Origin of the sequence: Mycobacterium sp. (assembly GCF_049585075.1) — a bacterium.
Taxonomy (GTDB): Bacteria; Actinomycetota; Actinomycetes; order Mycobacteriales; family Mycobacteriaceae; genus Mycobacterium.
In genome coordinates, this window is sequence record NZ_JBAUZA010000310.1 from 1 (window position 1) to 13406 (window position 13406).

Annotated in this window: 5 protein-coding genes and 1 pseudogene; 4 read left to right on the forward strand and 2 right to left on the reverse strand. The window is 65.5% G+C overall.

Annotated features, from left to right (window positions below):
* Both WB785_RS15005 and WB785_RS15010 read right to left on the reverse strand, forming a co-directional pair.
* Positions 1 to 313: pseudogene (locus WB785_RS15005) on the reverse strand (esterase); the annotation flags it as partial.
* Positions 314 to 805: 492 nt separating this feature from the next.
* A complete protein-coding gene (locus WB785_RS15010; protein ID WP_424080119.1) occupies positions 806 to 1159 on the reverse strand; it encodes a hypothetical protein in 354 nt (117 codons plus the stop codon).
* A 600-nt stretch (positions 1160 to 1759) separates the two neighbouring features.
* On the opposite strand from WB785_RS15010, the gene WB785_RS15015 reads away from it, so the two are divergent.
* From WB785_RS15015 to WB785_RS15030, 4 genes are all read left to right on the forward strand, one after another.
* Entirely contained in the window at positions 1760 to 4564 is a 2805-nt protein-coding gene (locus WB785_RS15015; protein ID WP_424080120.1) for a helix-turn-helix transcriptional regulator, read from the forward strand.
* Positions 4565 to 4740: 176 nt separating this feature from the next.
* Positions 4741 to 7467, forward strand: a complete 2727-nt coding sequence (locus WB785_RS15020; protein ID WP_424080123.1) for an ATP-binding protein — start codon at positions 4741 to 4743, stop codon at positions 7465 to 7467.
* Between the two features lie 91 nt (positions 7468 to 7558).
* A complete protein-coding gene (locus tag WB785_RS15025) occupies positions 7559 to 10363 on the forward strand; it encodes a helix-turn-helix transcriptional regulator (protein ID WP_424080121.1) in 2805 nt (934 codons plus the stop codon).
* Between the two features lie 1421 nt (positions 10364 to 11784).
* Positions 11785 to 12894: an alpha/beta fold hydrolase gene (locus WB785_RS15030; RefSeq protein ID WP_424080122.1), complete on the forward strand. Its 1110-nt coding sequence runs from the start codon at positions 11785 to 11787 to the stop codon at positions 12892 to 12894.
* Positions 12895 to 13406 lie beyond the last annotated feature (512 nt).

Genomic DNA, 13406 nt, shown 5'->3' on the forward strand with positions numbered 1-13406 from the left:
GCTGCGCGGTGCACTGCGCCAGCGCGATGTCGGCGCGTACCGTGCCCGGTGCCGGCGCGATGGCGCGAGCGGCGAACTCGACTACGCCCCATGGCCACGGCGCCGCGGGCAGATAGCTGCCCACGCTCAACGTGGGCCGGATCATCAGCCGGGCGCCCAGCCAGGCGATCCGCCCAGCCATGCTCGGACCGTCCTGGATGACGTCAACGACGGCGTTCGCGCGGAACGGGTACCGTCGGGCTTTTCGTGCCTCGAGTGTTCTTAGACTGGGGCGCGGTAAACCCGACGCGGTGGCGGTGGCGGGTGCGCTCATGTCAACACTTCCACGCCGGGGCCATCGGGTGCTCCACGCCCCCAACCGAATTCACGTAACGCCAAGGCGGGGCTCACCGTAGATCGGCGCAACCGATCGGGTTGCTCACCTATCAGAACTGGCGCCGAAACCGGCCGTGGGCTCATAGCACCGGCTCGGGGTTTAGGGCCGGCGCGCATGCCGCGCATAGGCGCGCGTCCTGCCGGTCAACGAATCTGGGTGAGTCACTTGGTTTTTGGCCTGCGCCTCCGCATAACGGGCACTGTTGGTCGGCGGCCTGTTGGTCACGGCGCTCCCAGACGGCCGCTCGTCCCCGCGCCACCGCCTTGCGGCGGCGTCTGCCCGCGTAGGCGATCAGCCCGGCCGCCACCGAGGATCCCGCACAAATGGCGGCGGTGACGCCGAAATCGATTAGCTGACCTTCGATCAACGTGAGGACCGCGTAATCACCGGCCACCACAGCCACAAACAGGGAGGCAATGCGTAGGCGGGTCATGATGCCAGCCCGGCCCGGATCAGGCGCACAGCGAAGACGCTGTGCAGGTATACAGTGGGACGCCCGCAGGTTGTGCACGCCGGGCGGGTGTCGCACTGGGACGCCATCTCACGTTTGTCGCCCATGTAGGTCGCCATGGTCCGTTGCAACCTAGCCAAGCAGCCTTGACAGACCGTCTCTACGAGGTCGCCGTCTGGGCTTAGCCCCATCTGGTCGCATCCGTCGATGGCGTGTATCTCGGCGACGGCCACCGCCGGCGCGCCACATGTAATGCCGGTCGACGCCCGCTGGACGCTGCAGATGGGCTGCAGCGCGAGAAGTTGATCCTCGATCGCCGGGACGGTGTCCATCGCGCCATCTCCTTTCCGATGCGCCCAACGCCGGGCAAAGGCGGCGGCGGCCCGCATTCGATGCGGCAGCCATGGTGTTCGCGCGCCGCCGGCGCTGTATTCAGCAGGCGATCGTTGAAATTGGCGACGCTTCATCTGGTTTTCTCCAATTTGTGGCGATGACGTTCCACGGTGGTCAATGCAGCCAGGTCGTCTCCGTCATCGCGACCCGTTGCTCGCTTACGGAGCCCCGACCGCAGATCCGGTACATGGCCGGCTCCGCGTACCGTCCGCTCGCCGTCTGTTAAGCCAGCATTAAGCGATGTGGGATGAGTGGTCATCACCCGGTGAACTGATTCACCCGGGTGATTTGGCGCGTAGTGCCAGTGTCACGAGCGCACGAGCGAGAACTCGATTTGCTATTGCGCTCATGGCAATTAAGGAAGAGCGCCCCAAAAACCGCGGCGGAGGCGATTCACTGCATAGGGACGATGGATGCGTAAAGATCGCAGACGTGGGCGAAGGAACCCGCCTACACTGACGGCCAGCGGCAGGGGTGGCGAGAACTCTGGACGACACAACTTGGGGGTCTTCCGCCCGCCTACTTCACGTCGGTGGGCGATGGTTCGCGTGAGCACCGCGAGGGCGTCAGGGAAGGTGCAAATTCCGCCGATTCGTGGGCGGGCGGGCGAGCTGAATGTGATCGGCGCGCTGATCGCGGCGGTCGCTCAGGGGCGCGGGGGCGTATTGGTCATCGAGGGGCCGCCGGGCATCGGGAAGAGCCGCTTGTTGACCGAGGTCTTGGCGCTCGCCGAGAAGGCCGGTGTTCGGGCACTATTCGGCGAGGCGTTCGAGTACCAGCAGACGGTGCCGTTTTTCTCACTGTTCATGGCAACCCTGCGCGCGGATCCCCCTGTCGGTGACGCGGAAGCGTTGCGCCGCTTGGGCACGTCGGCCGATCTCAGCTACTGGGTGGTGCGCGATCTGCAGGCCGCCATAAACGGGGCCGCGTCCCGAAAACCCTTGGTGATCCTCCTCGAAGACATCCACTGGGCCGATAACGCCACCCTGTTGGCGCTGCGGTCGCTGGCCGCGACGCGGCCCGATGCCCCGGTGCTGTGGGTGCTTACCGCGCGAACCGGTGCTGGCGGACCGGCCGTTCGCGAGACGCTGACCGCGCTGGAACGCGAGGATGCCAGGTTTCTGCGGTTGGCGGCCATAACGCCGGACGCGGTCGCCGACATTGTGCAAGACGCCGTGCGAGCCAACGCGGATGCGTCACTCCTAAGCCTGGCCGTTAAGGCGCACGGCAACCCCTTCCTGCTAACCGAGCTGCTGCGAGGACTGGACGAGGACGGCCGGCTCGATATCGGTGGCGGCCGCGCGGTTGCCACCGGCGACACGTTGCCGCGACGGCTGAGTGACACGATGCAGCAACGACTCGACCAGCTCTCCAACGTTGCGAGCCAAGTCGTGCAGGTAGCCGCAGTGCTGCCTGACCAATTCTCGGTCCGGCTGCTCGCTGCGATGCTGGAACGCCGACCCACCGCCCTGGTATCGGCGGTAGAAGAGGCTGTCCGTGCCGACCTACTCATCGAAGACGGTGATCAGATGAGGTTTCGTCACGATCTGCTGCGCGAAGCGACGCGGCAATCTTTGCCCCAGTCGCTGCGCCGAGCGATGGAGCGGCAATCGGCAACCGTCATGCTGGAGATGGGGGCGGCGCCCGAGGAGGTCGCAACCCAGCTCGCCCGCAGCGCGGAGGTGGGCGATCAGGCCGCGATCGCCGCACTCCGGCAAGCCGCGCAGTCTCTCGCCTATAGCGATCCGGGCGCCGCGTCGGATTTGAGCAAGCGCGCTTTGGAGCTCCAGCCGCCCCAGGACCCAGGGCGCGGGCCACTCGTGGCAGAAACGATCGTGCTGCTCAATCGGGCCACACGCTATGAGGAGGCGCAACGGTTGGCCAGCACCACCCTGTCTGCCGCGCTGACGCCCGAGGAAGAGGCCGAGATTCGCCTCCGTCTCCCGACGGTAACCACAGATACGACAACGCGACACATCGAAGAGAACCGCCGCGCACTTCAGTTGCCCCATCTCAGCGACGTCACCCAGGCACGACATCAGGCATGGCTGGCGTACAACCTGGCGATGTACGGCCAACGCGGACAGGACAGCGCGGCAGCCAACGAGGCGGCGGCCGCCGCCGCGTCCACCGGCGATCTCGAGTCGAGCATTCTGTCCGGAATAGCACTTGCGTGCCTCGAGTGCGTGAACGGATACGCGGACCGCGCTCTACACCGCGTTGAGGAACTTCAAGCCCTGACCCCCGCGGGCGATATGACCGCTCATCACCTCGCTGCAATCCACCTGGCAAACCTGCTTGCCGTGGTCGGACGGTTGGAAGATGCCGCGGCGTTGGTCGCGGACCGCACAGAAAAATCCCAGAAGGAACGCGACGGCATGGCGCTTCACATCTGGTCCCTGACGGCGGGGGTCGTGCAGCTGGCTGCGGGCCGGTTGTCGGCTGCCCGCGCCTCCGTCGAGTGGCTGCCAACACCGGATCGAACGGGGTCGACCTATGTAAACGCGATGCGCATGTTCACCCTGGGGGAGGTGGCGGCGCGCACCGACGACCGAACATTGTTGGCAGAGACGGTGAGTCAGGCGCGCGAAGCGTACTCCAATGGTTCACCTGCCGTACGTCGCGGCGCGGGGCGCGTGCTAGGGCTGGCGGCGTGGGAGCGCGACGACGTTCATGAAGCGGTGCGCTGGCTCGGCGGCGATATCTCGCTACTCGTGACACCGCCCTTGCCGGCCATCTTGGATCTGCTGACCTTGACCGCGCGGGTGGCGTCAGCCGCCGGTGATGCGGGCCTGCGAGCGCGTCTCCTGGACGCCGTTGACGTGCTCGAACGCGAGCGGCCGGCGGTCCCGTTGTTCACCGCGGTCGCTCAGCACACTCGGGGGATACTCGAGCGTGATGCCGATGCGTTGGTGGCGGTGGGGGGTGCGCTTGAATCGTCGTCGCGGCCGCTTCTTTACGCAGGGGCTGCCGAGGACGCCGGCGGTGAACTAGCCCGCGCCGGAAGCAATGCCGAGGCGCTCGACCAGCTGAATGCGGCATTCGACACCTACATCGAGTGCGAAGCGATTGCCGATGCGCGGCGGATCGGCCGCGCGCTGCGCCGGTTAGGTGTGGAGCGGCGCATCGTCACGCATCCGCGGGCCAAAAAGGGCTGGGACAGCCTCACCGACTCCGAGCTCACGGTCATCAACCTCATCGCACAGGGCGCGACCAACCGCTCCGTGGCCACCCAGCTGCAGCTTTCCCCCCACACGGTGAAGACCCACGTCCACAACGCTTTCGCCAAGCTCGGCATCAGGTCTCGGGCTCAACTCACGCAACTCATGCGCGGCGCTGAATGACCGACAGCAAATCGGGTAGGTCACGTGCGCGGGCCTACAATGACGTGTAGTGCAATGGCAGTCCGGTAAATAAACGGTAGACAGGACATCCGGTGGCGCCCTCAACCGGTCTATTTGACGTCGGCGGCCAGCGCCTGGTCACTCCGCCGATTCGTGGGCGGGCAGACGAGCTGAAAATGATCGGCGCACTGATAGCCGCGGTGGCCCAGGGGCGCGGGGGTGTGCTGGTCATCGAGGGCCCGCCCGGCATCGGGAAGAGCCGGTTGTTGACCGAGGTGTTAGCGCTGGCCGACAAGTGCGGGGTGCGCACCCTGTTCGGTGAGGCGTTCGAGTATCAGCAGACGGTGCCGTTCTTCTCGCTGTTCATGGCCACGCTGAACGCCGATCCCCCGGTGGGAGACGCCGAGGCGTTGCGCCAACTAGGCGGCTCGGCCGATCTGCGCTATTGGGTGGTGCACGATCTGGCCGACGCGATTCATGCGGCGGCCGCGCAGACCCCGCTGGCGATCATGTTGGAGGACATCCACTGGGCCGATAACAGCACGCTGTCGGCGCTGGGATCGCTGGCCACCGTGCGGCCGGATGTGGCGGTGCTGTGGGTGTTGACCGCCCGCACCGGGGCCGGCGGGCCGGCCATGCAGGAGACGTTGTCGGTGCTGCAACGCGCGGATGCCACATTCGTGCGATTGGCGGCGATGACGCCCGACGCAGTCGCCGCCATAGTCCAAGACGCCGTGCGGGCGAAAGCCGATGTGTCGCTATTGAATCTGGCCGCCAAGGCGCACGGCAACCCGTTCCTGCTAACAGAGCTGCTGCGAGGATTGCGCGAGGAGGACCGGCTCGCTGTCAACGGCGCGCATGCGGTGGCCACGGGAGATGCGCTGCCGCGCCGTCTGGGCCTCGGTATGCAGCAGCGACTGGACGTGCTCTCCGATAGTGCTTCGGAGGTGGTGCGGGTAGCCGCGGTGCTGCCCGACCGATTCTCGGCCGGGCTGTTGGCCGCAATGCTGGACCGCCAGCCGGTCTCGTTGTTGTCGGCGCTGGAGGAGGCGGTGCGCGCGGATCTGCTGGTCGACGACGGTGAGCAGTTGAGGTTTCGGCACGACTTGCTGCGCGAGGCCACCCGACAGTCCTTGCCGCAGTCGCTGCGGCGGGCCATGGAGCGCCAGGCGGCGTCGATCATGCTCACTATGGGTGCGGCCCCGACCGAGGTGGCCACCCAGTTGGCGCGCAGCGCCGAGCCGGGAGACCGGGAGGCGATCGATGCGCTGCGCCAAGCCACGCAATCGGTTGGCCGCAGCGATGCGAGCGCGGCCGCGGACTTGAGCAAGCGCGCGTTGGAATTGTTGCCCGCCGATGATGCTGAGCGCGGGTCACTGGTCGCCGAAACGGTGGGGTGGCTCAACCGGGCCAGCCGCTATGGCGAGGCCGAAGAGTTGGCCGTTGCGGCGCTCTCGGAGGCGGCCTCGCCGGAAGAGGAGGCCGAGATTCGCCTCCGGCTCCCGACGCACACAAAGCACACCACCCAGCGGCGCGTGGAGGAGAATCGGCGGGCGCTCGAGTTGAGCGACATCAGCGACGTCACCCGGGCACGGCATCTGGCCTGGCTGGCCTACAACCTGCAGTTCGACCAAGGTGGGCAACGGCGCGCGGCGGCTGACGAGGCCGCCGCGGCCGCCGCATCGACCGGTGACCTCGAGGCCACGATCATGGCCGATGTCACGCTCGCTTGTCTCGACTGTGGCGACGGGTATGCGGGCCGCGCCCTACGCCGCCTCGAGAAGGCTTGCGCGCTCGCCTACACGGACGATGCGGCGTTAGCTCATGCTTATGCCGCAATGCACAACGCAAACCAGCTGGCGGTGGTCGGCCGGTTGGACGACGCTGCAGCCCAGATCGCCAACGGAACAGAGCACGCCCGCCGGGAACGCAACGCGATGGCCCTTGATATCTGGGCCAATATTGACGCATGGGTCCATCTCGCCGCGGGCCGGTTGTCCGCAGCTCGCGCCGCGGTTGAATCCCTGCGGCCCCCAGAGCGACCAGGCGCGACCGATCTGGACATGATCCGCATGGCGCTTCTGGCCGAAGTGGCGGTGCACACCGATGACCGAAACTTGCTGCAGCAGATGGAAATTGACGCTCGTAACGCCTACCCCGCCAGCACATCTATGGTACGTCGGGCAGCGGCGCACGTGTTGGCGCGGGCGGCGTGGCAGCGCGACGACGTCCATGACGCCATGCACTGGCTCGGCGGCGACATCACTCTACTCGCGACGCCACTCACGCCTGAGGTCTTAGATCTGGTGATCATGGGTGCGCGGGTGGCCTCGGCCGCCGGTGATGCCGGCTTGCGCGCACGGGTCCTGCAGGCCACCGAGGCGCTGGAGCGTGAGCGGCCACCGGTCCCGCTGTTCTCCGCGGTCGCCCAACACGCCCGCGGGATACTCGGACGTGACGCCCAGGCGCTGGTGGCTGCCGCGGAGTTGCTTGAATCATCGTCGCGGCCGCTTCTTTACGCCGCCGCCGCCGAGGACGCCGGCGCTGAACTAGCGCGCACCGACCGCGCTGACCAGGCGGTCGATCAGCTCAATGCCGCATTCGACACCTACATCGAGTGCGAAGCGATTGCCGATGCCCGCCGGGTCGGCCGCGCGCTGCGCCGGTTAGGTGTGGAACGGCGCATCGTCACGCACCCGCGGGCAAAAACGGGCTGGGACAGCCTCACCGACTCCGAACTCACGGTCATCAACCTCATCGCGCAAGGCGCGACCAACCGCTCCGTCGCGCAGCAACTGCAGCTTTCCCCCCACACGGTGAAGACCCACGTCCACAACGCATTTGCCAAACTGGGCATTGCCTCCCGCGCCCAATTGGCGCAGCTCATGCGCGGCGCTGAGTGATCGACAGCAAATCGGGTAGGTCACGTGCGCGGGCCTACAATGACGTGCATTGCAATGGCAGTCCGGTAAATAAACGGTAGACAGGAACCCGATGGGGCCTTCAACCGGCCTATTTGACGTCGGCGGCCAGCGCCTGGTGACGCCGCCGATTCGGGGGCGGGCAGACGAGCTGAAATTGATCGGTTCGCTGGTTACCGCGGTGGCCCAGGGGCGCGGGGGCGTATTGGTCATCGAGGGCCCGCCCGGCATCGGGAAGAGCCGGTTGCTCACCGAGGTTTTGGCGCTCGCCGACAAGTGCGGAGTGCGCACCCTGTTCGGTGAGGCGTTCGAGTATCAGCAGACGGTGCCGTTTTTCTCGCTGTTCATGGCCACGTTGCGCGCCGATCCCCCGGTCGGGGACGCCGAGGCGTTGCGCGCGCTGGGCGGCTCGGCCGATCTGCGCTACTGGGTGGTGCACGATCTGGCCGACGCGATCCATGCGGCGGCCGCGCAAACCCCGCTGGCGATTGTGTTGGAGGACATCCATTGGGCCGATAACAGCACGCTGTTGGCGCTGCGGTCGCTCGCCACAGTGCGCCCGGATGTGGCGGTGCTGTGGGTGTTGACCGCCCGCACCGGGGCCGGCGGGCCGGCGGTGCAGGAGACCTTGTCAATGCTGCACCGCGCGAATGCCACATTGGTGCGAGTGGCGGCCATCACGCCGGACGCGGTCGCCGACATGGTCCAAGACGCCGTGCGGGCGAAAGCCGATGTGTCGCTGCTGAATCTGGCCGCCAAGGCGCACGGCAACCCGTTCCTATTGACGGAACTGCTGGGAGGGCTGCACGACGAGGAGCGGCTGACAAACAGAGGTGGCTGCGTGGCGGTGAACGGGGCCAACTTGCCGCGGCGGCTGGGCGCGGGCATGCAACAACGATTGGACGGGCTCTCGGATGAAGCCAGACAACTGGTACAGGTCGCGGCGGTGCTACCGGACCGGTTTTCGGCAGCCATGGTGGCCGCCATGGTGGATCGCCAACCCGCGGCGTTGGTCGCGGCCGTAGAAGAGGCGGTGCGCGCCGATCTGCTCGCCGAAGACGGCGATCAGCTGAGGTTTCGACACGATCTCCTGCGGGAAGCGACGCGGCAATCTTTACCCGAGTCGCTGCGCCGAGCGATGGAACGCCAGTCAGCGACCATCATGCTGGACATGGGGGCGGCGCCCGAGGAGGTCGCAACCCAGCTCGCCCGCAGCGCCGAGCCCGGGGACAAAGAGGCGATCGATGCGCTGCGCCAAGCCGCGCAATCGGTTGGCCGCGGCGATGCGGGTGCGGCCGCGGACCTGAGCGAGCGCGCGTTGGAGCTATTGCCCACCCACGAGCTTGACTACGGGTCACTCGTCTCCGAAACGGTGGCGTGGCTGAATCGGGCCACACGCTACGACGAGGCCCAGAGGCTTGCCGACAGTGCGCTCACCACGCAGCTGTCACAAGACGACGAAGCCGAGATTCGGCTGGGGATGGCCGCCGGCATCGAGGACCCGGCGCAACGCATTGCCGAGATCCGTCGCGCGCTGCAGTTGGTCGGCATCAACGACGTCACGAGGGCGCGCCATCAAGCATGGTTGGCCTACTTCGAAGTGGTCAACGGTCTGCATGCGGACACCTCGGCAGCGGGCGTGGCCGCGGCCGCGGCCACGGCGACCGGCGATTTGGAAGCCCGGATCGTCAGCGACACCGCGCTTGCCCTGATCGACTATCAGGACGGTTACGCGGTGCGCGCGCTTCGGCGCATGGACGAGGTAGAAGTGCTGACGCGCAGCGGCGAGGCTACCTTCGGCGGCATATATGCAGCCAAGCGCCGCGCAGGCCTGATTGTTTGCACGGGCAGCTTGGAGGAAGCCTCCGCGCAGGTTGCCGAGGGTACCGAGAAAGCGCATCGCGAGCACAACGCGATGGCGCTTCCCGGCTGGACCCACCTGGGTGGGATGGTTCATGCGGCGGCGGGCCGTTTGGCCGCGGCGCGTAACACCATCGAGGCACTGCCCCGGCGCGAATGGGCGAACAGCACCGAGGTCAACATTGAGCGCATGCTCGTCCTGGCTGAGGTCGCCGCGCGAACAGGTGACCGAAAGTTATTGCAAGACCTGGTGTCTGAGGCGCTGGTGCTGTATCCCAGCACCTCACCCTTGTTGTCCTGCGGCGCGGCTTACGTGGTCGCGCTCGCCGCGTGGCACCGCGGCGACGTTCACGATGCGGTGCGCTGGCTCGGGGGCCAGAATACGCGTGTCATCACACCGCTGTGGCCTAACGTGTTCGACCAGCTCATCTTGATGTCGCGGGTGGCGTCAGCGGCCGGCGACGCCGGGCTGCGCGCGCGTGTGCTGCAGAGCATCGAGGTGCTGGAACGCGAGCGCCCCGGGGTGGCGTTGTTCGCGGCGGTCGCACAGCAGGCCCGCGGAATCCTGGAACGTGACGCCGATGCGCTGTTGGAAGCGGCCAACGCGTTGGGTGCGTGGCGTCCGCTCCTTTACGCCGGCGCCTCCGAGGATGCCGCTGGTGAACTAGCGCGCGCCGGACGCGATGCGGAGGCGATCGAGAGCTTCAATAAGGCATTCGACACTTTCGTGGGATGCGAAGCGATCGCCGATGCGCGCCGTGTGGGCCGCGCGCTGCGCCGGTTAGGCGTGGAACGGCGCATCGTCACGCACCCCCGGGCAAAAATGGGCTGGGACAGCCTCACCGACTCCGAGCTCACGGTCGTCAACCTCATCGCACAAGGCGCGACCAACCGCGACGTCGCCACCCAGCTGCACCTCTCCCCTCACACGGTGAAGACCCACGTCCACAACGCATTTGCCAAGCTGGGCATTACTTCCCGCGCCCAATTGGCGCAGCTCATGCGCGGCGCTGATTGACCGACCGTCACCTACGGGGCCGCCTAGTACTGCATCCATCCGGCCCTAAACATCAACCCTCGGGTGATGGTTTTGCGCTGCCCGCACGACGACCGTAGTAATCGACAACTAATCACGTGCTCACAGCAACGGTCGAGGCGCAGCCATACACCCGACAGTGAGCACACAAGGGAAAGAGCGAACAATGCTGAACGCAGCCTACGGAGTGCTGGCAATGCTGCCAGTGACATTCTGGGTTGCTGGGTACGCGATGGTGTCGCGATGACCGCAAGCTGGCCCAGCTCGATCGCCGAATCAGCAAATCGCACTATCGATACCGGCGCGCAGATACGACGCGCGGGCAATGGCGAACTTGCAACCATGATCCAACGATTGGTTGCCAAACGGGTGCAAAAACGCAGTGAGCAAAGGGAATTCAAAGCATGGCTACAGATAACCGCTAACCCACTTTGGTAGAGATTGTTGGCCATCCCGATGGACAGACGATGTGGTGCCTGAATTAAGTTGCGAGACTAGTAGTCAGACAACTAATCACGTTCTAACCCGAGCGACCGCGTCGTAATTCAGATCGGCGACTGCTCCCGTAAGCGGCCGCGGCCGCGCTTCCTTTCGCGGTTGACCCTGGGAAGATCACGATGGAGCCGGGAGTGTGTCTTACCTGTTGACCCGATCAAGCTTCGCGATTATGCCGACGGTGTCATGGCCGCGTTCAGCTCGGTCGTCGAATGTCTCGGCGGTGATTGGGCCTGCCGGCTCAGACCATGACGCTGAACCGTCAGCCGTCCGGGTTCCATCTCAAGGGGTTCCTCGCGTCGGCCTAGTACTAGACCCATCCGGCCGTAAACATCAATCCTCGGGCGATGGTTTTGCGCTGCCCGCACGACGACCGTAGTAGTCGACAACTACTCACGTTCTCACCCACAGCGACGGCCCAGCTAGGCCACACACCGTGCCGGTGAGCACACACGGGAAAGAGCGAACAATGCTGAATGCGGCGCTTGGAATGCTGGCGAAGGTGCCAGTGGCGTTCGGTGCAGCTGGCTACATGGTGTCCCCATGACCAGTCACGCCAGCTTGCTCGCCGAACCAGCAAGCAGGACTGTACATCTCGATGCACGCAAGTCGGGCTAGCTGAGGGACAACCACGATGCTCAGCTACCTGATTGTTTCCGGACTATGCGTGCTGCTACTTCTCCACATCGTCTGCAAGGTGTGGCAGAACGCACTCGAGACACACCGCGCTGCAGACAACCTCGACAAAACGCGCGACTTTGTAGCACGAGGACAGCAAGCGGCTAACGACAGCGAGCGCAACCCCTCAAAGACAGGTTGGCTGGAATCCTCGCCCCCGAAATACTGCCATGTCTGGTGACAAAGTGATGACGCCACAGACGCCGCCAACGCGATGCAGCCCTAGGCGAATGCCCGGCACACGCCGATCGCTGGCCTGCAACCGCATTGTTACCACCAGCGATGGGGTCTCGCTGTCCGTTCGTGACTGGGGATCTCGCACCGCTGGCCATACAGTCGTACTTCTCCACGGCTTCTGCTTGAACAAAGAGTCCTGGAATATCCAGATGACGCAACTGATCCGTCGGTGGGGCAACAACATCCGGATCATCAGTTACGACCACCGTGGTCACGGCGACTCCGGCAATGCGTCAATGCACACGTACCGGATCGACCGACTCGCCGACGACCTCGCCGAGTTGCTGGTCGCGCTTGGCGTTAGGGGCCCGCTCACCCTGGCAGGGCACTCGATGGGCGGCATGACGGCCTTGGCCTATCTTCGTCGGCCGGCCAGCAAGCGTCCCGTTGAGCCGGAAAGCCTTGTTCTCATCGCGACCGCGGCGGGAAATCTCGGCTCGCACGGCCTCGGCCGGCTCCTGAGCACCCCCGCGACAAGCATGCTCTACCACCTCGTACACCGCATGCCTCGCGCGGGCACCGATGAGATAGTTCAATTCCTCGCCCGGCCGCTGTGCGCGGCAGTGACCAGACATGGCGGATACGGTGAAACCGCCCCGAAATCGTTGGTCGCTATGTCCGCGCGCGCCGTCAACGCCACCCCATCGACGACCACAGTCGGCTTCCTGCGCGGTCTAAAAGAGTACGACTGCTCTCAGACTCTGAGCTCTATCACGGCAAAGACAACCATCATCAGTGGCGGAGCGGACAAGCTCACGCCGATGTGGCACACCCGCGAGCTGGCTGACGGCATCCCAGGGGCGACGCACATCCACCGGCCCACCGCAGGGCATACGCTTTTGCACGAAATCCCGCAGGTGGTCACCGAAGCCATCAACTCCGCCATCGCCGCCGGCGGCCCAGCTCTCGCGGCTGGGGGCCAGGTGAGTCGGTTGGCACAGTCCGACGCCGTATCCCGGGTCATCGACTATGGCTATCCCGGAGCTGATGACCCAGGCGCGTCCGGGGCGTCGGGAAACCCGCTAGACGGCGAGTTCCGCATCGACCATTGCGATTCGGCATTTAAGGCGTCACCTGTCGAAGTTGAGGAGCGAGTGTCATGACCCGGCTAGGCAGAGCCGCCGCTTTACTCGGAGTCTTCGCAGGCGGTTACGCGATCCTGATGTTGATCAATAGTCAGCTAACCGATTTCGACGTCTCAGCGGGTGTCTGTGCAGTTGCCTTAATCGGGGTCGCTCTTTTCGAGTATGTCTTCAGGCTAAGCCGCAAGACGCTCCCGGATGAACCCGCAGCTGTTTGGGATTGTGTGGGCGTGGAAGGCCCGCACGGCGCCACCACAGTCGAGCAAGCTATCGCCCCATTGAAGCCGAGCGCCGTCGGCTACCTCACCGTTCGGCGGGCTGGGGCTGCCGTGAGTGCGTCTCAGCCCGCCGAACACCATGCAAGGACTCGACGTGACGACCCCCGCCGCTGCCGGCCGATCGCATCACCGCACTCGCTGGCTCCGTGGATCTGTCTGGATTCGCGCCGTTCCTTTCGCCGCTGACGTTTTTCTTAAACGAGAATACTTGGCCGGCAATGACTATGATCGTGTCACTTGACGCGATCTTGCTGA